Here is a 21,921-nt window from a genome sequence, read left to right as displayed (position 1 = left end):
AACGGCGGGATAGCTTACATGGACAACAGCACCGCAGGTAGTCCGGCGCACAGCTGCGACATTTCCACAGTGCCGGAATACTTCTGCCCGGTGAGCCGGTCGGTCCAGGTGCCTTCGGGAAGGGCGAGGGTGGTGCCGCGCCAGCCTCCGGCGCGCTCCAAGCTGAGCGGGGCGCGGGTTGCTACGGCGATGACCTGTGGTTCGTCGTCAAGTGTGCGCGCCATGCTCACTACGTGCTCGCGCGCGGGGCCGGCGGCGAAGATCGCGCGGTAACCGCCGTCGAGGAAGAGCTGCGGGCGCTCGCGGCGCAAGGTGAGGGCGGCGCGCACAATGCGTTGCTTATCGACGTCCTCCGGCGCCGCCTCACCAGCACAAAGCGCCTGATAGTCGACGAAGCGGCGGTTGTCCGGGTCCACCAGCGAGAAGTCCAAAAACTCGGTGCCCTGGTAGGTGTCCGGGATGCCCGGGCCGACCAGCTGCAGCAGTTTGCGGCCGAGGGAGACGGCCACGCCGCCGCGGTCGAGGTCGCGGGCGAAGTCTGCGAGAAGCTGCGTTGCGGGGCCGTCGGTGAGGCGGGCGATCCAATCGGTCAGCCGGGCCTCGAACTCGTGGTCGTTGTCGTGCCAGCTGGTCAACCGGTCCGCCTCTCGTGCGGCCTTGACGGCGTAGTCCTGCAGGCGCCGGGTGAACTCTTCGGTGGCGTGGCCGTCGCGGGGCCAGGCGCCGAGGATGTTCTGGATGAGGAAGTATCCGGTGGCCTCATCCGGCGGCGGGGTCAGCGCGAACACGTCGCGGATCAGGCGGGCGAACTCGTCGGGAAGCTCCGCGATCTCCAGCATGCGGGCGCGGGTGTCCTCGCTGCGCTTCGTGTCGTGGGTGGTCAGCGCGGTCATGGTGCGGGGCCACAGCGCGGCGCGTTCTGCCTGGAGCAGGTGGAACTCGGCCTGGCTCACCCCGGTCCGGCCCGGCGCGCCGCCGACTTCCTGCAGCGCCACCAGGCGGCACGCGCGGTAGAACAGGGTGTCTTCCACGCCCTTGGCCATAACCGCGCCGCAGACCTGGGCGAAACGGTGGGCCGCCTCGCCGGACGCGGCGAGCGCGGCGGCGGTCAGGTCGAGCGCGGCCGGGTTGTGCCCGAGCTCGGCCAGCTGCGCGATCAGCGTTGGCGTCACCCGCGACAGGCAGCGGTAATCGGCGCGGTAGACCGGCATGCGAGACACAAGCGCCACCAGCACCTCAGTCAGTTCGGCGTCGGTGACGTCGCTAAAAGTTTGGCTGTCGCGGCGCACGGCGCGGGCAAGCCTGCGCACCTCCGGGGCGAGTTCCTCGTTTGCGATGCGGGCTTTGAGCTCCCACTCGGCAGCCTCCACCGCGTCGGCGTCCCAGGTGGAGCCAGAGTACTCACGCGCCAGCTCGCTGAGTGCGCCCGTGGCGTTCGCGTCGACGAAGACGCCGTCGAACTCGCGCAGCGCGTCGTAGCCGGTGGTGCCGTGGATGTTCAAGTGCGGGTCCAGCGGCTCTTCCGCCGCGAGGATCTTCTCCACGATCAGCCAGGTGTCCGGGCCGATGAGCTCGCGCAGCCGTGTGAGGTAGCCGAACGGGTCGGTCAGGCCGTCGGGGTGGTCGACGCGGACGCCGTCGATAAGCCCCTCGCCCACAAGTTCCCGCAGGCAGGAGTGGGTGGCGTTGAAGACGTCTTCGTCCTCCTGGCGCACGCCGGCGAGGCCGTTGATGGAGAAGAAACGGCGGTAGGTGATGATGCCGTCGCGCCAGTACATCAGCCGGTAGTGCTGGCGCTCGTGCACGGCGGCCGGGTCGTCGTCGAGGTCGGCGTAGCTGCCGGGGGCGAGCGGGAAGACGTGGTCGTAGTAGGTGAGCACGTCCTCGCCGTCGAGGTGCTCGAGCTTCAGCGCGTCCGTGTCGCCGGGTGCGCCCAGGACCGGCAGCGCGATTTTGCCGCCCGCGCCGTTGTCCTCGGCCCAGTCGATGTCGAAGAAGTGGGCGTAGTCCGAATCCTTGCCGTGCTTGAGCACGTCCCACCACCACTGATTGCGCCGCGGCACCTCCACGCCGAGGTGGTTGGGCACGATATCCACCACCAGCCCCAACCCGGCGTCGTGCGCCGTGCGGGCGAGCCCGCGCAGCCCGTCAATGCCGCCGAGCTCCGGGTTGACCACGGTCGGGTCGATCACGTCGTAGTTGTGGTTGGACTCCGGCGCGGCCGCGAAGATCGGGGAGAGATACAGGTGCGAGACCCCGAGGTCGGACAGGTAGGGCACAAGCTCGGCGGCCTGGGCGAAGCCGAACTCGCGGCCGTGAGGGTCCGCATGCGGGCCGCGCAGCTGCAGGCGGTACGTGGAGGTGATGGGGCGTTTCACGCCCCACACCCTAGCTGGATTTTGCGTGGCGCAGCAGGGGGAACCCCACGGAGTAGGCCAGCACATTCGCGCCGGGCAGGTGCTGCGCCACCTCGTCGGCGTCCGCGTCGAAAACGAATAGCTCGCGCCAGTCGCGGGTGGCGTAGACCAGCCCGGTCTCCGGCCGCAGCACGGCCTCGAAGTGGCGGTGCAGCAGGGTAAAGGTGCGTGGGTGGGAAAGCCACCAGGCGGCGGGGGAGTCGTGTCCGTCCACCTCGAAGCCTCGCGGCAGCTCGTCGCAGTCCAGCGCGACGCTGGGGCAACGTACTAAGAACTCCACGCCGTCGTCGCGCTGCGCGCGGGAGATCAGCTGTTCCGCCGCGGCGTTCCACAGCTGATGGGCGCTCACACCCGCGGCGCCGACCTCTTGGTGGGTAAGGCCGGTGGAGGTAGGCGAGTCGAATACGCACACCAGGCCAGGCGAGAGGCTAATAAAGGCAGTGGAGGTGCTAAAGCCGGCGGCGATGCGCGCGCGAGTTGCCGCGCCGTCCACGTGCGCAAGACGCAACGTGATCGCCGTGGTGGGAACGGGTGCGTGTTGGAGAAGCTGCATGGCTACTTAGACGCAACCGCACCCGCCCCGGTTCCCGAAAGGCCGAAAGTTTTTCTAAAACGGCGGCTGCTCGTTTAACCCCAGCGCCTCAAGCAGCTGGTCGGCCTGCCAGATCTGGATGTCCTGGCCTTTGTCCTTCAGCTCGCGGGCGCGCTTTTCCTTCGAGGTCACCGTGGCCCATTCGCCCACCACCAGCACGGTGGTCTTCTTCGTCACGTTCTTGCCCACCTGCGCGCCCTGTGCGGCGATCTTTTGCCACAGCTCACCCTTGTCGTGCGGCTCAAACTCGCCGGTCAGCGTGACATTTTCGCCGTACAGCGGCGCGTTCGGATCTGCGTCCGTGTTCGGCTCCGGCACGGTGTCTGGGGTGGCCACGGACTGCCAGGGGCGCTGGGGCCCTTTGTTCTGCTGCGCCCGCTTCGCCGGGCCCGCTTGATTCGAGCCCTGCGGCGCCGCGGATGCTGCAACCGCGGCGGCGACCCCGCCCTGGGCCGCCTTTTCCGCCTGCATGGTGCGGCCCGCGCCGGAGCGGTCGCGCAACACCGGGGTCACGCGGGCGGCGTCGATGGAGCCGAGCGTGAAGCCGGAGTCGTGCACGAAGGTCATCAGGCTGCCGGTATGGCCGGCCTGGCGCGCCAGGCCCACCATTACGCCGGCGCAGGCCGCGGCGTCCTCGCAGGCGTCGTGGTGGTTGTCCAGCGTGATGCCGAAGTGCTCCGCCAGGGTAGGCAGGCGGTGGTTGGCCACGTCCAGCTTGGTGGAGCGCGCCTGGGCGAGCGTGCAGGCGAACAGCATCTGCGGCACCTCGACGTCGGAGGCCTGGCAGGCGTCGCGCAGCGCGGAGGCGTCGAACTGGGCGTTGTGCGCCACCAGAGGCAGATCGCCGACGAACTCGGCCATCTTCGGAATGCAGTCGCACACGTCCGGCGCGTCGGCGACATCCTGCTCGGTGATGCCGTGGATGGCCACGTTGCCCTCCTCGAACTGTGCGAGAGACGCCGGCGGCTTGCACAGCCACGAGGCGCGGTCCACCTCTTCGCCGTCAACGATCTTCACCAGGCCGATCTGGCAAATCGAGCCCCAGCGGCGGTTCGCGGTCTCTACGTCGAAGCCGACGAAGGAAAAGCCAGGGATGCCGGCGCCGCCGGCCACGGTGCCGGTGGCAGGTGCGTGGCCGTGCTTTGCGTCGTCGAGAAGCTTGCAGAGCTCGGCGGGGCCCTCCTCGTCGCCGGGAGCGAACCAGACGGCCACAGTGCCGCCGGCAGTGTCGATGTCCACACGCGGGCGGGTCCACGCGTCGCCCGCGACGGAGGTGGTGCCTGCGATGTCGGTGATGGTCACCTCGCGGGAGTTGTTGCCGCCGCGCAACGAGGCCGCGAGTGCGGTGGGGGTGAGGGTCAGTGCCTCGTTGGTCACGGTCAACGTTGCGCCGTGCGCGGTGATCATTACTGGCTGGCCTCCGAATTTCCTTCGCCTGCGGGTGGTTGGGTGCGGCGCAGCACCACGGTCGAACGCTGGCCCACGGTCACAGCCGCGCCGGGCTGGACTGGCTCGGCGTCCTCGCGTACGCCGAGCGCCTCGGTGGTGTCCACGACTACCTCCCACTCGTCGCCGAACTCGGCGCCCGGCACCGTGAAGTCGATGTCTTCGTAGTGGGCGTTGAACATCAACAGGAAGGAATCATCCACCACGCGCTGTCCGCGTGCGTCCGGCTCGGCGATAGCTTCGCCGTCCAAGAACACCATCAGAGCACGCCCGAACGGGGTATTCCAATCGTCCTGCGTCATCAGTGTGCACTCGGGTGTCAGCCACGCAATCTCGCGGCCGTGCTCCTCGTCGCCCAACGCGCCGCCGGCGAGAAAGCGACGGCGGCGGAACACCGGGTGGTCGCGGCGCAGCTCGATCAGCCGACGGGTGAAGTCGTGCAGGTCGGATGCTTCCTCGAGCCTGGACCAGTCCATCCAGGCGATCTCGTTGTCCTGGCAGTAGACGTTGTTGTTGCCGCCCTGGGTGCGCGCGATTTCGTCGCCGTGGGCGAGCATCGGGGTGCCCTGGGACAACAACAGGGTGGTCAGGAAGTTGCGGCGCTGCCGCGCCCGCAGGTCCAGCACCTCCGGGTCGTCCGTGTCGCCCTCCGCGCCGCAGTTCCACGAGCGGTTGTGGCTCTCGCCGTCGCGGTTGTCCTCGCCGTTGGCCTCGTTGTGCTTGTCGTTGTAGGTGACTAGGTCGTTGAGGGTAAATCCGTCGTGGGCGGTGATGAAGTTGATGGATGCGGTGGGGCGCCGGCCGTTGTGCTGGTACAGGTCCGATGAACCGGTCAGCCGCGAGGCAAACTCGCCGAGGGTGGAGTCCTCGCCGCGCCAGAAGTCGCGCATGGTGTCGCGGTACTTGCCGTTCCACTCGCTCCACAGGGCGGGGAAGTTGCCCACCTGGTAGCCGCCTTCGCCCACGTCCCACGGTTCGGCGATGAGCTTGACCTGGCTGACCACAGGGTCCTGCTGCACCAGGTCGAAGAAGGTGGCCAGGCGGTCCACGTCGGAAAACTCGCGGGCCAGGGTGGAGGCGAGGTCGAAGCGGAACCCGTCCACGTGCATGTCCGTGACCCAGTAGCGCAGCGAATCCATGATCAGCTGCAGCGAGTGCGGGTAGCGCACGTTGAAGGAGTTTCCGGTGCCGGTGTAGTCCATGTAGTGGAACTTGTCGTCGTCCACCAGCCGGTAGTACGCCTCGTTGTCGATGCCGCGGAAAGCGATGGTCGGGCCCATATGGTTGCCCTCGGCGGTGTGGTTGTACACCACGTCCAGGATGACCTCGATGCCCGCCTCGTGGTACGTGCGCACCATCTGCTTGAACTCGGCCACCGCATCACCGGGCGCGGTGGAGGAGGCGTAGTTGTTCTCCGGGGCGAAAAAGCCGAACGTGTTGTAGCCCCAGTAGTTGCGCAGGCCTAGGTCCCGCAGGCGGTCATCCTGCAAAAACTGGTGCACCGGCAGCAGCTCGATGGCGGTGACGCCCAAGTCCCTGAGGTAATCCACCATCACCGGGTGCGACATGCCGGCGTAGGTTCCGCGCAGATCCTCCGGGATACCGGGGTGGGTTTGCGTCATGCCCTTGACGTGGCACTCGTAGATGACGGACTCGCCCTCCGGGATCTTCGGCGCGCGGTCATCGCCCCAGTCGAAGAACGGGTTGATCACCACGGACAGCATCGTGTGGCCCAACGAGTCCTCCTCGTTGCGGCCGGTGCCCGGCTCGTCGGCGTGCACGTCGTAGGAAAACAGTGAGGAGTGCTGGTCGAATTCACCGTCGAAGGCGCGCGCGTACGGGTCCACCAGCAGTTTGTTCGGGTCGCAGCGTTTGCCGTTGTGCGGGTCCCACGGCCCGTGCACGCGGTAGCCGTAGCGCTGGCCCGGGCTCACTCCGGGCAGGTAGGCGTGCCAGACGTGGTTGTCCACTTCCTCCAGCGGGATGCGGGTCTCCGCCCCGTCGTCGTCGATAAGGCAGAGCTCCACTTTCTCCGCGACGCCGGAGAACAGTGCGAAGTTCGTGCCTGCGCCGTCGAAGGTGGAGCCCAGGGGGTAAGAAGAACCGGGCCAGACGATGGTCTCACTCATGGGGTCACAGCTTAGTGCCCCCTCAGACACTTCGCTTTAGGCCGTCGAGCAGGAAGGCCACTGCCGCGGCGTGCTCGCCTGCGCCGTCCGACTCCGCAGGCGCGCCAGTGGCCTGCGCCAGCTGCGCGGCGGATTGCTGCACCGCAGCGTCGCCCAAGGTCAGTCGCAGCAAGCCTCTGGCGGCGATGCGCACATTGCTTTCCGACGCCGCTTCGCCCAGCCACGTCCTCACCGATGCCGCGAACCTGGTTTCCAACTCCTTTTGCACCTGCGAACCGGGCTGGCTCACCGCCGCGACGACGACCTCCGCGCCGTCGCGGGTGGAAAGCAGTGCGTCACGCAGCTCGCGGCTCAAACATGCGGGGTCCGGCAGGGGGCCGTTGATAAGCACCTGCACAATCTCTTCCGCCATGGAGGCGATGAGTTCCTGCTTGTTGGAGATGTGCCAGTACAACGCTCCGGGCGCGACCGAAAGTGAGGTGGCTACCCGGCGCATGGACACGTCCGCGAGCCCGTACTCGGCGAGGATGGTCAACGCCGCTTCGGTGATGCGCTCACGGGTTAGTTGCATTCCTCCAACATAGACGCACAACGGTCACCGGCGGCCGAAATGGCTTTACGTAACCTCACAGAAACCCTCCAGAATGCTTATATAGATGTCCAACGAGTGCAACAGTGAGTAGTTGGTACTATTTCTGAATGGATCTTCACCGCGACTGCATGTACTGATGCCGAAGAACAGTCGCTGGTGCCAGCCCGCACCGAATTTCCGGGCGGGTCCGACAACGAGAGGTACAGGTATACCGTGAAGTTGCAAACGAAGAAGGGCTTGGCAGTGACGACGGCGGCGCTCGCCCTCGTACTCCCGCTCACCGCGTGCGGGTCCGACGACGAAGGAACCTCCGGCGGTCTGTCCACCGCCGCCGAGGCGCCTGAGGCGTCTGCCGCTAACTCTTCCACGGAAGCCTCTGCGGAGAAGTCCGAGAAGTCTGAAAAGCCCGAGAAGTCTGAAAAGAAGACCTCGAAGACTTCCGAGAAGGAAAAGAAGAAGGAAGACAAGTCGGACGACAAGCAGAAGTCCAACCAGGCACAGGGCGACGAGGAGCAGCCGCCGACACTGGCCAACCCGTTTGAAAACGGCATGCCGGAAAACACCAATGAGCCGCTGGCCAACGGTGAGGCAGGCAGCGAGGACGACCGCCGGGAGATGGAAGATACCGCCCGCGCCGTGCTCAACCCGGGATCGTTTGCAGACTGGACCCCGACCATCTTGGAGAACTCGTGCAAGGCCGTCACCGAGCCGATGCTCGAGGAGCTTGAGCGCCAGGGCATGAGCCTGGAGCAGGTCCAGGAGGCCAGCCGCCTCGCCGAGGAGCAGGGCCAGGGCATCGAGCTGCCGGAGACGGAGGTCAGCCTGGACGATGTGCGTATCGACGGTGACCGCGCGTCCGCGAGCCTGACCGCGAGGAGCGAGCACGGTGAGGAAACCTCGACCATGATCTTCCAGAAGGAAGACGGTCGCTGGAAGCTGTGCAACTAAACCGTAGATCCGCACTGAGCGCCGGAGCTGGGCTCCTGGCGCTCGGTTGTGTTTTGGGCATCCTCGGCGGCGGGGTGTGGGCGCTCGTGCGGCCCGCATACATCGGCGTGGTTGAAGGCGGCGGTTTGCGGGTGGATCAGGCGGAAAGCCCCGCCAACGCCGAATTCGCGGGCTTCGGTTCGTTTGCTCTGCTGACCACCCTGGCCGGTGTTGTGGTGGCGGCGGTGGCGCTGTTTGCCGCGCAGCGCGGGAAAGTCCGTGGGTCTGTGGCCTGGCTGATCTGGGCCGGAATCGTCAGCGCGGTAGCTGCCGTGGCGCTCTACATCTTCGGCGGATGGTTCGTGGGACTTATGCACCCCCTGCCGTCGCCCGATGCGCTTTCGGACGGCGACACGTTGACCATGGTGCCGCCCGTGCGACCAGGCGTCGCCTGGGCAGCGGGCCCGTTCGCGGCCGTGCTGGTGTACTGGACCGCCAACCTTTTGGCCTACACCAGGCAAGAGCGCTAGCTAGCGCCTGCCGGGCCAATCCACCACCGACTGGCCGGCCGTCTGCTGACTGACGTGGTCGATGGCCGCCAGGCACGCCGCCATCGCAGAGATGACGAATTCACTGACCTGCCCGGGCGCGACGCCCTCAGCCACGAGCATGGTGGACTCGGCGTGCATGTGGGCGGTCCCGTCGAATTCGTGCAGGTAAGCGGCCGTGGCGCACGTGCGCTCGTTAACGTCGTTGCACACCAGCCACAGCGGCAAGAACGCGTCGAGGGCGTCGCGGCCGGTGTCCCACATGCCTGTCACGCGGGCGTAGCGCGGTCCCGGTTCGCCTTCGATAGTCAGCGCGAACGGCACGCCGTTGACACCGGTGGCGATCACGCCGTCCTCGCCGACACCGTAGCGGAATTCGAGCTGCTCCAACGCATCGGTGAGATCGCCCACGCCAACCGGCGCGACCTCACCTGCGGGCCCCTCCACTTCGCGGTAGAGCTCCGGTGCGGTGGACACCTCCTGCCGCCCGCCGCGCGGCAAGTGACGCAGTAAGGGATGCCGGCCCAGCAGCAGGTCAGTGTCCTGGGCGCGCATCAGCTGCGGCGGCAGGGGCTGGTCCAGGCCCGCGTCCAAGAATCGTTCGCGCAGCCGCCGGTAAAACGCAGCAGCGTGCTCGAGTGTGTCTAACAATTCGGCGGCCAGTTGATCGTCGCTAAGCCCATGCTTGATGTGCACGCCGCGGCGCATGCGCGCGCACAGATCCCCGGACTCCATCAGACGGTAGCTCGCCCACGGGCCAACCCGGTCGTGGTTCCAGGTGTTAATGAAGCGGGCGAGCGCCATCGCATGCTCGAAGTCGGTGGGGATGCGCTCCGCAGTGTCGATGACCAGCGCCATTGGGCGCGAGTAATCCACCCACAAGGCCACGGTGAAGGCATGCGCGCCGATGACCAGGCGGTCCGGGCGCACCAGCGGTTCGAAGCCGAGGCTCTCCAGCAGTGCAGCGACGCGCTCGAGAGTGACCTCGCCGGGGCGCTGAGGGCCCGCCGGTGCAGCGTGCTTTCCCATACAGCGAGCATAACGCCCACTGTGAAGGCAGCGTCCATGGATTCCTATGCAGCGTCTACAATGACGGCCGAATCGACTTGGTTGCGAAGGAGGTCTTTGCGGTGTCCGCTGTCGGGAATCCGATTTTGGTGGTGGTGCTCAGCCTTGTGGCGGGGCTTCTCGTCGGCGGAGTCTGGTCCAGCTATCAACGCGGAGCACCCCGTGCATTTACCGCGGTGCTTGCGCTTCTAGCTGTCATGGCCCTGCTCTTCGCAGCCCTCGCGCTTATGGAGGTGATGTGAGATGGCATGGTCCAAACAGCCGCTGACCCGTGGGGAAGTTGAATCGCTGACCAACGTGTGGCGCGCCCGGGGCCTGATCCCGGTGCTCGTGGCCGTGGCTTCGGCCTTCGCGGCGTGGGCGTTGCTGCTGCCTGTGGTCCCCACGGCGGTGATCGACGCTGGCCAGCCAGCCTCCCTGGCAGGGCTTTCCACCGGCGTGTTCATGTTCGCCACCGTGGTCACCCAAATTTTCACCCCAAAGGCGCTGAAGACGTTCGGCTTCGGCTGGGTGTTGGCCATCTCCTCGCTGCTGCTGGGCATCCCGGCGTTCGGCTACATGCTCGGCATGGACGCCGTACCGCTGTTGACCGTCAGTGCGATCCGCGGCATCGGCTTCGGTGCGCTGTCCGTGGCGGAAGCCGCCATCATCGCCGAGCTTGTCCCGCTGCGCCTGCTGGGCAGCGCCACCGGCATCTTCGGCATGGTCGTGGGCCTGGCGCAGATGGTGGCGCTGCCGTCCGGTCTGGCGTTGGTGGACAAAATCGGCTACGACGCGGTGTACGTGATCGCCGCCTCCATCGGCGCGGTTTCGCTGGTGGCCTGCCTGGCTATCCCGCCCATCCCACCGGCGGACCCGGACGCTGAAACGCAGCAAAGCGTGCGCGTGCCCATGTGGCACCTCGCGCTCGTGCCGGCGCTCGCCCTGATGTTTGTCACCACCGCATACGGCGCGATCACGAACTTCCTGCCGGTGTCCATGCGCGCGCTCGACCCGGTGTCGGGCGCTGCGCTGGCGGGCGTGATGCTTTCCGTCCTCAACTTCGCCGCGATGGTCTCGCGCTACGTCGCCGGCCGCATCATGGACCGCCGCGGTTACCCGGGCACCGTCATTATCCCGTGCCAGATCATCGCCGCTGTCGGTGTGGCGCTGATGGCCATGATCCTGTCCATGGAGCTGCCCGCGTGGACCATGCTCATCGCCGCGCTGTTCTACGGCGCCGGCTTCGGCGGAGTGCAAAACGAGGCGCTGACGATGCTGTTCTACCGCCTGCCGCGCCACAAGACCTCGGAGGCCTCCGCGATCTGGAACATCGGCTTCGACGGCGGCACCGGCTTGGGCTCCACGTTCTACGGCATGTTGGTGGCGCAGATGGCGTTTGCCCCGGTGTTCGGCATCGCGTCTGCCGTGATCACCATCGGCCTGGCAATTACGCTGCTGGACCGCCAGCTGGGCCGCCACCGCGTGGTGGAAGTGAACAACCTGTCCGCGCGCCTGAAGTCGGTGCAGGTGCCGCGGCCCTACCCGCGCAAGCGCCAGTAGGCAGCGCGGGGGCTACACTACGCACCTATGAGCGAGACAACCTCCAGCCCGAAAACTGCCGCTGTTGCGGTGTTCGACCCGTTTGCGGGCGCGGATCCCGCTGTGGCGGCGCTGCACGCTGCGTTGCGGGCTGAAGGCGTGGACGCGGAGGTTACCTCTGACCCGGCGAGCGCCGTCGCCGCGGATGGTCTCGTTATTGCCGCCTCCGGCGATGCCGCCGAAGCGCTGCGGGCTCTGCGCAAAGCCCAGGCGGACCGCGTTGTGGGGCAGCGCCTCGCCGGTTCGCGCCCGGTGCTTGTCGTTGGCGCCGCCATGGACGCGCTGTTCGAGCGGGGCGCGGATGGCGCGGCTGGGTTCGGGGAGTGGCCGGGAGGCGTCGAGAAGCTTGAGGCCCCCGTTGAACGCGCGGAGGTTGCGCCTGCTCAGGGTTCGCTGATGCTCGACGGCGCGCAGGAATTCGAGTTCAACGCAGCTACCGGCGCCCGCGACTTCGAGCTGCAGGAGGACGAGTTCATTGCCTACCCCAAGCTGAGCTGGGTGGGCGAGGTGCTCGCCGCGGTGGAAAACGGCCCACTGTGGGCGACACGTTTCCACCCCGAGGCCTCTGGCGAGGCTGGTGCCGGCGTGCTGCGAAACTGGATCGCCCAGCTTGGGTAGCACGATGACGGATGCCACGGAGCTGATGGGGCACCTGCAGGCCGCGGAGGCGGCGGTTGACGCTGCCCGCGAGATCTTCGTCAACGAACTCGGCGCCGCGCCCGCCCTGCACAAAGGCTCTGGCGACTTCGCTACCGCCGCGGACCTGGCGGTAGAGGAGCTGCTGCGCGACAAGCTCACCGGCGCGACCGGCATCGGCGTGTTCGGTGAGGAGCAGGGCGGCGAACTGGACGAGCACGCCTGCTGGGTGGTGGACCCCATCGACGGCACGTCGAACTATTCCACCGGCAACCCCAACTGCGCGATCCTGGTCTCCCTGCTGGTGGAGCGGCAGCCGGTGGTGGCGGTGGTGGACGCGCCGCTGCTGGAGATGCGCATGACAGCCATCGACGGCGAGCCGGTGCACCTCAACGGCGCGGCGCTGCCGCCGGTGAGTGCTGCCTCGTCCGCGCCGCACGTGGGCGTCGGCTCCCTGCACTCCCGCGACCGCAGACGCATGCCGACCAGCCAGCGTTTGAACCTGGCCGGCGAGCTGGCCCGGGCACACCTGCGCCCGCGGATTTCCGGCTCGGTGGGCATCGACCTCGCGTTTGCGGCACAAGGTATCTACCAGGCCGCGGTGAGTTTCTCGCCTCACGTGTGGGATAACTCCGCGGGCATCCTGCTGGCGCGCAGCGCGGGAGCGGTGGCCACCGCCGGCGACGGCACGCCGTGGGAGCCCGACAAGGTAGGGGCTGTGGTGGGCACCGCCACAGCCCACGCCGCGGTGATGGAGGCGCTACAAACGGTCCAAAATGATGCGGGTAAGGAGGCTTAACGCATGACTAAAACTGCACAGCCAGACAAGAAGGCCGCCCGCAAAGGGGCGGTCGCACTTGGTGTCGCGGGCGCGCTGACCTGGATCAGCTCGCGGATGGATTGGGTGCGCGCGGAATTCGTCGACGACATCTCCGGCGGCGGCGAGGCAAGTGTCAACGGCGCGGACTGGTCCACGGAGACCGGCGCCATTGCGGTGCTGCTGATCGCAGGGATGGTCGCGGCATTTGCTTTACGACGCCTCGGCCGCCGCGTCATCGGCGCCATCTGCGCAGCGGCGTCCGTGGGCCTGGCGGTGCCGGCGGTGCGTTTGCTGGTTGGCGGGGCGGACCCGGAGCGTGTGCACGCCCTGCTCACGGCGGGCGCGGACGAGGCTCAGCAGGGCAGTTTCGCGCCGGCGATTGCGCAGTGGGCGGATATCACCTCCACCACGACGCAAGCGCTCGGCCCCGGGTTGGCGCTGTTGGCAGCGGTGCTCGGACTGGCCGGCGGGGCGCTGCTGGTCGCGCGGCCGGGCGAGGATTCGCCGCGGCAGAACAAGTACGAGAAGGAAACGGTGCGCCGGGAGAAGGTGCGCGAGGACTTGGAGGAGGACCCCCAGTCCGGCCGCGTGCTGTGGGACGCGATCAGCGCAGACATCGATCCGACCGATCCGCGCGGCGGCGGGGGCGGACCGGATTTCCGATCCTCGAAGTCCACCCGCTAGCCTTATCCGTGATAAGGCCAGGCCCCTTGCAACTGGGAGGTAGCCATGCCGGCACCGAGCACACTCGACGATGTCGTCGCTGGTGTGCTTCGCGACGTTGCCAAGCGTGAGGCCGCCGTTTCCTTCAAAGAGATCAAAGCGCGCTCGCGCGATATGGCGCCGACCCGGGACACTCGGGCGGCGCTTTTGCGTCATGGCTGCAGCGTGATCGTGGAGATCAAGCGCAACTCTCCGGTCTTCGGTCCCACCGGCGCGGGGCATTCCAGCATCGAGGCGCTGGCGCAAAACATCGAAGCCGGCGGAGCCCACCTCATCGCGTGCCAGACGGAGCGGTTGCGTTTCGACGGCTCCCTGGCGGACATGGCCCAGGCCAGGGCAGCGGTGGAACTGCCGATGGTGTGCCGCGACGTGATCGTGGACCCGTACCAGATTCACGAGGCCCGCTGCTACGGCGCCGACGCCATCCCGCTGCAGGTGGGCATCTTGGATCAGGCCCGCTTCGAGGCGCTGTTAGACCGCGCCGAGTCCCTCGGCATGGCCGCAGTGGCGGAGGTGCGCACCCCGGAGGAAGCGGACCGAGCGCTGCGTGCGGGCGTAACCGTTGTGGCGGTGAACTCCTGGACTTTCGACACCAACAATTTGAACCGCAACGCCTTCGCCGAGATCGCGCCCGGTCTTCCCAGCGAGGTAATCAAAATTAGTCTGGGCGGCGTGTCCACCCCGCGCGATCTGATCAACGCAGCCTCCTGCGGCGCGGACGCGGTGCTCGCGGCGGAGGCCGTCATGGCCGCGGGCGATGTGCTCTCGGCGACGCGCTCGCTAGCCACCGCAGGCCAGCACCCCGCGTGCCCGTCGCGACGCTAAATGGCACACTGTTTGGCGTGCAAACGCTGAACTTGGCTAACATCCCGTCGCCGCCGCAGGGCGTGTGGTACCTCGGTCCCATTCCCATCCGCGCCTACGCGCTGTGCATCATCACCGGCATCATCGTCGCGATGGCGGTCTCGCTGCGCCGCTATAAGGCGCGCGGCGGCGACCCGGAGACGGTGTGGGACGCGGCGATTGTGGTCATCCCGGCCGGCATCATCGGCGGGCGCCTCTACCACGTGATCACGGACCACCAGAAGTACTTCGGCGAAGGCAAAAACCCCTGGCAGGCCTTCAACATCACCGCCGGCGGACTTGGCATCATCGGCGCGGTCGCGCTCGGCGCTCTGGCAGTGTGGGTGATGATGCGGCGCAAGGGGCTGCCGATTGCACCGCTTGCGGACGCGATCGCGCCGTCGGTGATCCTCGCCCAGGGCATCGGCCGGTTGGGCAACTACTTCAACCAGGAGCTCTACGGCGCGGAGACGAATGTGCCGTGGGCGCTGGACATCTACTACCGCGTTAACGAAGCCGGCCAGTACGCCCCGCTGACGGGCCGCTCCACTGGCGAGGTGATTGCGAGCGTGCACCCGACGTTCCTCTACGAGCTGATCTGGAACGTGGCGGTGTTTTTCGTGCTCATCTGGGCTGACCGCCGCTTCCGCCTCGGCCACGGCCGTGTGTTCTGGCTGTACGTGGCCGGCTACACGCTGGGCCGCTTCTTCATCGAGTTCATGCGCCGCGACGAGGCGAACCTGATCCTCGGCCTGCGCGTGAACACGTGGGTGTCCGCCATCTTGTTCATCGTCGCCGTGGTGATCTTCTTCATACTGCAAAAGGGCAGGGAGACCCCGGAGGAGGTGGACCCGGAGTACAACCGCTCGTCCACGGCAGACTCCCAGGATCGGGAGTACCGTGGGGCGCTGAAGAACACGAATGACACCGACGACAACAGCGACAACACCGAAGACAACGAGGTTGGTACACGTGGATAGAAGGACAAAGATCGTCTGCACCCTCGGCCCGGCTGTAGCCAGCAAGGATGCGATTTTGGGACTCGTGCGCGACGGCATGGACGTGGCGCGTTTGAACTTCTCGCACGGCGACTACCCGGACCACGAGCAGAACTACCGCTGGGTCCGCGAGGCCACCGACGAGACCGGCCACGCCGTGGGCATCCTGGCGGACCTGCAGGGCCCGAAGATCCGCCTCGGCCGCTTCGAAGGCGACGGCAAGACCTACTGGGAAACCGGCGAGACCGTCCGCATCACCGTGGACGACGTCGAAGGCACGCACGACCGCGTGTCCACCACCTACAAGCAGCTCGCCCAGGACGCGAAGCCGGGCGACCGCCTGCTCGTGGACGACGGCAAGGTCGGCCTGGTCTGCACCGAGGTTGACGGCAACGACGTGGTCTGCCGCGTCACCGAGGGCGGCCCGGTGTCCAACAACAAGGGTGTCTCGCTTCCGGGCATGGACATCTCCGTGCCGGCGCTGAGCGAGAAGGACAAGGCTGATCTGCGCTTCGCCCTGGAGCTCGGCGTGGACATTATCGCCCTGTCGTTCGTGCGTTCTCCGGCGGATGTGGAGCAGGTCCACGAGATCATGGATGAGGTCGGTCGGCGTGTGCCTGTCGTCGCCAAGCTTGAAAAGCCCGAGGCTGTGGACGCGCTGGAATCCATCATCCTCGCGTTCGATGCGGTGATGGTTGCCCGCGGCGACCTGGGCGTGGAGATTCCGCTCGAGCAGGTCCCGGCAGTGCAGAAGCGCGTGATCCAGATTGCGCGCGAGAATGCCAAGCCGGTGATCGTCGCTACGCAAATGCTTGACTCCATGATTGAGAACTCGCGTCCGACGCGCGCCGAGGCATCCGACGTGGCCAACGCGGTGCTTGACGGCGCGGACGGTGTCATGCTCTCGGGCGAGACGTCTGTGGGCGTGGATCCGCACAACGTGGTGCGCACCATGAGCCGCATCGTCCGCTCTGCCGAGACCATGGGCAGCGTGCCGCCGCTGAACCACATCCCGCGCACGAAGCGCGGCGTGGTGTCCTATTCGGCGAACGACATCGCCGACCGCCTCAACGCGCGCGCGATTGTCACGTTCACCACCTCCGGCGACACCGCACGCCGCGTGGCGCGCCTGCACCCGGACCTGCCGCTTCTGGTGTTCACGCCGGTGCAGCAGGTGCGCTCGCAGCTGGCCATGACGTGGGGCGCGGAGACGTTCCTATGCGAGCAGGTCCACAGCACCGACGACATGATCAAGGTGGTGGACCGCCAGCTTTTGGCAATGGAGCAGTACAAGGAGGGCGACACCATGGTCGTTGTCGCCGGCACCCCGCCGGGTGTCGCGGGCACGACCAACACCATTCACGTCCACCAACTCGGCGAGGACACGCGCAACCCCTAAGTAGTTAGGCTGGTGGGCATGCCTGGAATTGAAGTTCGCGACGCCCACCTGCACAACCTCCGCAACGTGGATGTGGACATCCCGCGCGGCACACTCGTCGCGGTGACCGGTGTGTCCGGCTCGGGCAAGTCCTCGCTCGCGTTCGGCACCATCCACGGCGAGGGCCAGCGCCGCTACCTCGAATCGGTCGCGCCGTTTGCCCGCCGTCTGATCGGCTCGGCGGTGGACCCGCAGGTCGGGTCGGTGGAGGGGTTGCCACCGACGGTGGCGTTGGAGCAGTCCACCTCCAGCGGCGGCGCGCGCTCGACCGTGGGCACCGTCTCCGCGCTGTCCAACAGCATCCGCCTGTTGTACTCGCGCGCGGGCGACAACCCGAAGGGGCTGTACTCCGACTCGTTCTCCCCGAACACGCCCGAGGGCATGTGCCCGACGTGCCAGGGCACCGGCGTGGTGCACGAGCCCACCGAGGAATCCATGGTGCCGGACCCGACGCTGTCCATCGAGGACGGCGCCATTAAGGCCTGGCCCGGCGCGTGGGCGGGCAAGAACTTCCACGACATCCTGGCCACCCTGGGCTACGACCTGGATTCGCCCTGGCAGGAGCTGCCCAAGGAAGACCGCGAGTGGATCCTGTTCACCGAGGAGCGCCCTGTGGTCACCGTCAAGCCCCTGCGCGGCGAGGACCAGATCCAGCGCAACTACAAGGGCACGTGGCGCTCGGTGGCGTCGTATTTGACCAACACGCTCGCTGAGACCCAGTCCGATACCCTGCGCAAACGCGTGCTGTCCTACATGGAGTCGCGCGTGTGCGAGACCTGCCACGGCCGCCGCCTCAACCCGGAAGCACTCAAGGTCACCTACGCAGGGATGCCTATCGACGAGCTCGGCGCCCTGCCGCTGGATAAGGTCTACGAGGTGCTCGCCGCGCAGGATCCGTCTGAAGGTTCGGCCGAGGACCTGCTGCTCAAGCAGATCCTGCCCGCCCTGCAGTCCGCGCTTGATCTGGGCCTTGCGCACTTGAGCCTGGACCGCCCCGCACCGACGCTGTCCGCCGGTGAGCTGCAGCGCATCCGCCTGTCCGCCCAGCTGCGCTCGGGTCTGTTCGGCGTGGCGTATGTGCTGGACGAGCCGTCCGCCGGCCTGCACCCCGCCGAGCGCGGCGCTGTGCTGGACATCTGCCGCCGCTTCATCGACGCGGGCAACTCGGTGCTCTTGGTCGAGCACGACATGGAACTTGTCGCCCAGACTGACTATCTCGTGGACGTTGGCCCTCTTGCCGGCGAACGCGGCGGCGAGGTGGTGTATGCCGGCCCCACCAGCGAGTACACCGGCGACGCGCCCACTGCGAGGGCGTTGGCGAACCGGGCATTTTCGCTTAACGACGACCCACGGTCCGCCACCGGGGCGCTAGCCTTGTCTGGCGTTTCGGCCCGCTCCATCGAAGGGGTGGATGTCTCGTTTGGGATGGGCCAGTTCACCGCCGTGGCGGGCGTGTCCGGCTCCGGCAAGTCCACACTCGTCAGCACTGTGCTCGCCGGGGTGCTGCGCGAGGCGGCGTCCACCGTCGTCGATGAGGAGGACGAGGCCGCTGATGGTGCTGGGGCAGGGGAGGTCGGATGGAACGTCGATAAGCAAGAAGGCTTCGAGGCGGTGAGCCGAGTCGTGCAGATCACCCAGAAGCCCATCGGGCGCACGCCGCGCTCGACGCTTGCCACCTACACCGGGCTTTTCGACGGTGTGCGCAAACTGTTCGCCGGCACCGATGAGGCGAAGCAGCGCAAGTGGACCGTGTCGCGCTTCTCCTACAACGTGAAGCAAGGCCAGTGTCCGACCTGTGGCGGCGCCGGCAAGATCGAGGTGGAGCTGGTGTTCCTGCCTGGGTCGTACACCACCTGCCCGGACTGCGGCGGCGCGCGCTACAACGACGAGACCCTCGAGGTCACCTGGGAGGGCTTGACCATCGCGGAGGTGCTGGAGCTCACCGTCGACGAAGCCGCGGACGTGTTCGCCGACGAACCGAAGATCCTCCGCGCCGTGGAAACCCTGCAAGCGGTGGGGCTGGGCTACCTGCGCTTGGGCCAGGGTGCGCCCGAGCTTTCCGGAGGCGAGGCGCAGCGCATCAAGCTTGCCACCGAGCTGCAGCGCTCCCGCAACTCGCGCCGGGGCCACACCGTGTACCTGCTGGACGAGCCCACCACCGGTTTGCACCCCGCCGACGTTTCTTTGCTTGTCCAGGAACTCAACAGCCTGGTCGACGCGGGCCAGACCGTGATCGTGGTCGAGCACGACCTCTCCGTAATCGCTCAAGCGGACCGTGTGATTGAGATGGGCCCGGGCGCCGGCGCCGAGGGCGGGCAGATCGTCGCCACCGGCACCCCGGCCGAGTTGGCCGAGCGCGACACCGCGACCGGTAAGGTGCTCGCCGAGCGGTCGGCGTAGGTCGCTGCATAGTCTCCCGGACCGTTTCCACTATGCAGCGGCATAGTCCCGTGGACCCGCCCACTATGCAGCTGCATAGTTTTTGAACCCGGCTAGTTCCGCGGCGGCGGTGCTATTCGTCGAACTCGTTGCCCGCTTCTTCGGCCTGGTTGATTAGTTTTTCAGCATCCCGGCCATTCGACCGTGAAGCCGCCCCACCACCAGTCGTGCCACTCGTTGAAGCTGGGGTGTGCCGGGGGAGTGATCACGGTGTCGCCGACCTGCAGTTCGCTGACCGGGCTGATGCCGTGCAGGGAGTTGAGAAACCACAGGGGGCGCTCGGCGGCAAGCTCGGGCGTGATGCGGCACCGCTTCACGCGAATACCTCGCCGCTCAGCCCGCGAAACAACCTGGTGCAATGTCACACTCGGCAGCCACACTCCGTCGGGGACGCAGAGGGTGTCGCCGTCCCACATCACGAGCGCGCCGGTGGTGGTCTCCAGCATGGAGCCATGCTTATCGACGATCACCGTGTCGTCCGTGCCCTCCACCTGGTACCGCGAACGGTATGCGCCAAATGCGGCGAAGTCGGGACCTTTCACCTCGGGACGGGTGCGCGGGTCCGGGGCAGGCGCATAGGTCAGCGAGGTGGTGGGGCGCGGGGGAGGGGCGGGGCGGACGTCGAGAAGCAAAAGCCCCTGCGACAGCGCGATGCGGGGAAACAGCTCGCCGTCTCGCAGCAGTGGCATGAGCTTGTCGACGAACCCGTCGGGAAGCGGGCCAGCAGATCGGGCGAAACGCTCCAGGTGCCGCGCGAGCCCGTTTGTGCGACCGTTCGAGTGGCGCCAGGAGTCGGCCACATCGAGGGGGCCTTCGGGGACGTCGCATTCGGCAAAGTCGCCGCGCCAGGCGTACCTACGCATCGAACGCTCCCAGCACGGACTGGGCCTTGAGGTTGCGCTCGGCAAGCTCGGACTCGGGGTCGGAGGCGAGCACGATCGCGCCGCCCGCGCCCACGGTGACGGTGTCGGCCGCGCGCACGGCGGTGCGGATGACTACGGACAGGTCGGCCTGGCCATCGAAGCCGAAGTAGCCCAGCGCGCCGGAGTAGACGCCGCGCGGGGAGGTCTCTAAGCGGTCGATGATCTCGCAGGTGCGCAGTTTCGGCGCGCCGGTCATGGAGCCGGGCGGGAACGTCGCGCGCACCGCGTCGACGGCAGTGCGGCCCTCGCGCAGGCGGCCGGTGATGGTGGAAACTAACTGGTGCACCGTCGCGTACGACTCCACCTGCATCAGCCCGGGCACGCGCACGGTCCCGGGCTCGCAAACGCGGGAGAGGTCGTTGCGCAACAGGTCCACGATCATGAGGTTTTCGGCGCGAGTTTTGGCGTTGTCGAGCAGCGCGGGATCCTGATCGGCGGCGATGGTGCCCTTGATAGGCTTCGCCTCCACGTCGCGGCCGCGCACGGTGAGGAAGCGCTCGGGCGAGGCGCTGGCGACCTCCACACCGTCGAAGATGAGGTGTGCGGCGTACGGCGCGGGGTTTTGTTCGCGCAGCTGGCGGTAGATATCGCCGGTCGCTTCGGCGGTGAAAGTGTCGGTCAGGCACACCTCGTAACTCTCGCCCGCGCGCAGCAACTCCTGGGCCCGCTCGATGCTTCCCAGGTAGTCCGGGTTGCTCCAGGAGCCTTCGCCTATCGACGTCCCTCCGGTCCCGTCTGTTCCCGCCAACGCCTGCTCCAGCCGTTCGAGCAGATCGGTAGCGCCGTCACCCGCTAGGGCGCACAGGTGCGCAGTCTCGGCTTGGTGGTCGTAGACGATGAACGACTGCGGGCGCACGAAATACGCGTCCGGGTAGGGCGAGCGGTGGCGCAGCGTGATCGGCATGGTCAGCTGCGCGCACTCGTAGCCCAAGTACCCGATCCACCCGCCGGTAAACGGCAGGTCGGGCGCGTCGAAAACTGGGGTGGACAGTTCGGCGTCGAGGGTGTCGAGCACGTTGCCGTCGTCAAGCGAATAGCTCATGGAGCGCGACAGCGTTCCCGCGGTGTCGCCGAGGATGGAGAAACGCCCGCGCGCGTCGGCGGAGTCGAGGAAGAATGCGTCGTTGCCGTCGCGCTTGATGGCGTTGAACACCCGCTGGCAGTCGAGCGCGCCGGGCACCTCGCGGTGGATCAGGCGCCAGCCGCCGAGGAAGTTGCGCATGATCGCCGCGCCGTGCTGGGTGAGCACCGACTCGGGGTGGAATTGCACACCCCAGTGGTCGAGCCCGTCGACCTTGAGCGCCTGGACCACGCCGTCCTCGCTGCGGGCGTGGACGGTGATGCCGGGGACCTCGTCAACGTGAAGGGAATGGTAGCGCACCACCTCAAAATCCTGCGGGACGCCGGCGAAGATGCCCTCGCCGGAATGAGCGACGGTGGAGACAAACCCGTGGCGCGGCTCCGGCGCGCGGGTCACGGCCGCACCGGCCAGCATGGCCAAGCCCTGGTGGCCCAAGCACACGCCGAGCAGCGGAATGTCCGCGTCGGCGGCTGCCTCGATGACGCGCCGGGACGCTCCGAAGTCCTCCTCGCGCTCCGGGGTGCCGGGGCCGGGGGAGATGACCACGTGGCTGAACTCGCCGGCGCGCACACGCTGAGGAAGATCAGCGGCCTCGCCCGCGGGGACCACGAGGGGCTCGCGGCCGGCGGCCTGTGCGATCAGGTGGGCGAGGTTGAATGTATATGAGTCGTAATTGTCAACGAGCAGAATCATTGTGCCGAGATCGTATAGCGTTCAACT

The 21,921-nt window shown here is 67.3% G+C and carries 19 protein-coding genes; 11 read left to right on the top strand and 8 right to left on the bottom strand.

The window, feature by feature from the left end; translation table 11 throughout:
* Nucleotides 1-14 precede the first annotated feature (14 nt).
* The 5 genes from treY to CAFEL_RS07275 are packed head-to-tail and all read right to left on the bottom strand — an operon-like array spanning nt 15 to nt 7,155.
* Nucleotides 15-2,378: a malto-oligosyltrehalose synthase gene (treY, locus tag CAFEL_RS07295; protein WP_194559528.1), complete on the bottom strand. Its 2,364-nt coding sequence runs from the start codon at nt 2,376-2,378 to the stop codon at nt 15-17.
* 10 nt (nt 2,379-2,388) lie between these two features.
* Entirely contained in the window at nt 2,389-2,970 is a 582-nt protein-coding gene (locus tag CAFEL_RS07290; RefSeq protein WP_194559527.1) for a hypothetical protein, read from the bottom strand.
* Between the two features lie 54 nt (nt 2,971-3,024).
* Nucleotides 3,025-4,416, bottom strand: a complete 1,392-nt coding sequence (locus CAFEL_RS07285; protein WP_194559526.1) for an exonuclease domain-containing protein — start codon at nt 4,414-4,416, stop codon at nt 3,025-3,027.
* Nucleotides 4,416-6,584, bottom strand: a complete 2,169-nt coding sequence (gene glgX / locus CAFEL_RS07280; protein WP_194559525.1) for a glycogen debranching protein GlgX — start codon at nt 6,582-6,584, stop codon at nt 4,416-4,418. Before glgX ends, CAFEL_RS07285 begins: the two co-directional genes overlap by 1 nt.
* A 22-nt stretch (nt 6,585-6,606) precedes the next feature.
* Nucleotides 6,607-7,155 carry a TetR family transcriptional regulator gene (locus CAFEL_RS07275; RefSeq protein ID WP_194559524.1) on the bottom strand — a complete coding sequence of 183 codons (549 nt, stop codon included), beginning with the start codon at nt 7,153-7,155 and terminating at the stop codon, nt 6,607-6,609.
* 234 nt (nt 7,156-7,389) lie between these two features.
* Between CAFEL_RS07275 and CAFEL_RS07270 the strand changes: the two genes are divergently transcribed.
* Both CAFEL_RS07270 and CAFEL_RS07265 read left to right on the top strand, forming a co-directional pair.
* Nucleotides 7,390-8,124: a nuclear transport factor 2 family protein gene (locus CAFEL_RS07270; protein WP_194559523.1), complete on the top strand. Its 735-nt coding sequence runs from the start codon at nt 7,390-7,392 to the stop codon at nt 8,122-8,124.
* Between the two features lie 53 nt (nt 8,125-8,177).
* Nucleotides 8,178-8,633, top strand: a complete 456-nt coding sequence (locus CAFEL_RS07265) for a hypothetical protein (protein WP_194559522.1) — start codon at nt 8,178-8,180, stop codon at nt 8,631-8,633.
* On the opposite strand, the gene CAFEL_RS07260 is transcribed toward CAFEL_RS07265, so the two are convergent.
* Complete coding sequence (locus CAFEL_RS07260; RefSeq protein ID WP_194559521.1) at nt 8,634-9,680, bottom strand: YbjN domain-containing protein; 1,047 nt, start codon at nt 9,678-9,680, stop codon at nt 8,634-8,636.
* A gap of 101 nt (nt 9,681-9,781) precedes the next feature.
* On the opposite strand from CAFEL_RS07260, the gene CAFEL_RS07255 reads away from it, so the two are divergent.
* Genes CAFEL_RS07255 through CAFEL_RS07215 form a run of 9 tightly spaced genes read left to right on the top strand, consistent with a single transcriptional unit; the run spans nt 9,782 to nt 19,158 of the window.
* A complete protein-coding gene (locus tag CAFEL_RS07255) occupies nt 9,782-9,961 on the top strand; it encodes a hypothetical protein (RefSeq protein WP_051106355.1) in 180 nt (59 codons plus the stop codon).
* 1 nt (nt 9,962) lies between these two features.
* The gene (locus CAFEL_RS07250) at nt 9,963-11,261 is read left to right on the top strand and encodes an MFS transporter (RefSeq protein ID WP_194559520.1); all 1,299 of its coding nucleotides are present in this window, start codon (nt 9,963-9,965) and stop codon (nt 11,259-11,261) included.
* A gap of 27 nt (nt 11,262-11,288) precedes the next feature.
* A complete protein-coding gene (locus CAFEL_RS07245; RefSeq protein WP_194559519.1) occupies nt 11,289-11,918 on the top strand; it encodes a type 1 glutamine amidotransferase family protein in 630 nt (209 codons plus the stop codon).
* Between the two features lie 4 nt (nt 11,919-11,922).
* Nucleotides 11,923-12,735, top strand: a complete 813-nt coding sequence (locus CAFEL_RS07240) for an inositol monophosphatase family protein (RefSeq protein WP_194559518.1) — start codon at nt 11,923-11,925, stop codon at nt 12,733-12,735.
* Nucleotides 12,736-12,738: 3 nt separating this feature from the next.
* Nucleotides 12,739-13,440: a TIGR02234 family membrane protein gene (locus CAFEL_RS07235; RefSeq protein WP_194559517.1), complete on the top strand. Its 702-nt coding sequence runs from the start codon at nt 12,739-12,741 to the stop codon at nt 13,438-13,440.
* A 45-nt stretch (nt 13,441-13,485) separates the two neighbouring features.
* Nucleotides 13,486-14,304 (top strand): indole-3-glycerol phosphate synthase TrpC, encoded by an 819-nt coding sequence (locus CAFEL_RS07230; RefSeq protein ID WP_194559516.1) that lies wholly within the window; start codon nt 13,486-13,488, stop codon nt 14,302-14,304.
* A 26-nt stretch (nt 14,305-14,330) separates the two neighbouring features.
* Nucleotides 14,331-15,302 carry a prolipoprotein diacylglyceryl transferase gene (gene lgt / locus CAFEL_RS07225; protein WP_194559839.1) on the top strand — a complete coding sequence of 324 codons (972 nt, stop codon included), beginning with the start codon at nt 14,331-14,333 and terminating at the stop codon, nt 15,300-15,302.
* Nucleotides 15,295-16,719, top strand: a complete 1,425-nt coding sequence (pyk, locus tag CAFEL_RS07220) for a pyruvate kinase (RefSeq protein ID WP_034998608.1) — start codon at nt 15,295-15,297, stop codon at nt 16,717-16,719. The genes lgt and pyk overlap by 8 nt, the downstream gene beginning before the upstream one ends.
* An 18-nt stretch (nt 16,720-16,737) precedes the next feature.
* The gene (locus CAFEL_RS07215) at nt 16,738-19,158 is read left to right on the top strand and encodes an excinuclease ABC subunit UvrA (RefSeq protein ID WP_194559515.1); all 2,421 of its coding nucleotides are present in this window, start codon (nt 16,738-16,740) and stop codon (nt 19,156-19,158) included.
* Nucleotides 19,159-19,319: 161 nt separating this feature from the next.
* Here CAFEL_RS07215 and CAFEL_RS07210 read toward each other — a convergent pair whose 3' ends face one another.
* Together CAFEL_RS07210 and CAFEL_RS07205 are read right to left on the bottom strand one after the other, a co-directional pair.
* Nucleotides 19,320-20,060, bottom strand: coding sequence for an aminotransferase class IV (locus tag CAFEL_RS07210; protein WP_194559514.1), 741 nt, complete (start codon nt 20,058-20,060; stop codon nt 19,320-19,322).
* The gene (locus CAFEL_RS07205; RefSeq protein ID WP_194559513.1) at nt 20,053-21,894 is read right to left on the bottom strand and encodes a chorismate-binding protein; all 1,842 of its coding nucleotides are present in this window, start codon (nt 21,892-21,894) and stop codon (nt 20,053-20,055) included. The genes CAFEL_RS07210 and CAFEL_RS07205 overlap by 8 nt, the downstream gene beginning before the upstream one ends.
* Nucleotides 21,895-21,921 lie beyond the last annotated feature (27 nt).

Origin of the sequence: Corynebacterium afermentans subsp. lipophilum (assembly GCF_030408375.1) — a bacterium.
Lineage (GTDB): Bacteria > Actinomycetota > Actinomycetes > Mycobacteriales > Mycobacteriaceae > Corynebacterium > Corynebacterium lipophilum.
The sequence above is the reverse complement of the archived record's forward strand: the minus strand, read 5'-3'. Positions and strand labels throughout refer to the sequence as shown.

Coding starts and splice junctions, on each gene's coding strand:
- CAFEL_RS07290 (WP_194559527.1), bottom strand. CDS start 2,970: ATGCAGCTTCTCCAACACGCACCCGTTCCCACCACGGCGATCACGTTG.
- CAFEL_RS07285 (WP_194559526.1), bottom strand. CDS start 4,416: ATGATCACCGCGCACGGCGCAACGTTGACCGTGACCAACGAGGCACTG.
- glgX (WP_194559525.1), bottom strand. CDS start 6,584: ATGAGTGAGACCATCGTCTGGCCCGGTTCTTCTTACCCCCTGGGCTCC.
- CAFEL_RS07275 (WP_194559524.1), bottom strand. CDS start 7,155: ATGCAACTAACCCGTGAGCGCATCACCGAAGCGGCGTTGACCATCCTC.
- CAFEL_RS07260 (WP_194559521.1), bottom strand. CDS start 9,680: ATGGGAAAGCACGCTGCACCGGCGGGCCCTCAGCGCCCCGGCGAGGTC.
- CAFEL_RS07250 (WP_194559520.1), top strand. CDS start 9,963: ATGGCATGGTCCAAACAGCCGCTGACCCGTGGGGAAGTTGAATCGCTG.
- CAFEL_RS07245 (WP_194559519.1), top strand. CDS start 11,289: ATGAGCGAGACAACCTCCAGCCCGAAAACTGCCGCTGTTGCGGTGTTC.
- CAFEL_RS07240 (WP_194559518.1), top strand. CDS start 11,923: ATGACGGATGCCACGGAGCTGATGGGGCACCTGCAGGCCGCGGAGGCG.
- CAFEL_RS07235 (WP_194559517.1), top strand. CDS start 12,739: ATGACTAAAACTGCACAGCCAGACAAGAAGGCCGCCCGCAAAGGGGCG.
- CAFEL_RS07230 (WP_194559516.1), top strand. CDS start 13,486: ATGCCGGCACCGAGCACACTCGACGATGTCGTCGCTGGTGTGCTTCGC.
- CAFEL_RS07215 (WP_194559515.1), top strand. CDS start 16,738: ATGCCTGGAATTGAAGTTCGCGACGCCCACCTGCACAACCTCCGCAAC.
- CAFEL_RS07210 (WP_194559514.1), bottom strand. CDS start 20,060: ATGCGTAGGTACGCCTGGCGCGGCGACTTTGCCGAATGCGACGTCCCC.
- CAFEL_RS07205 (WP_194559513.1), bottom strand. CDS start 21,894: ATGATTCTGCTCGTTGACAATTACGACTCATATACATTCAACCTCGCC.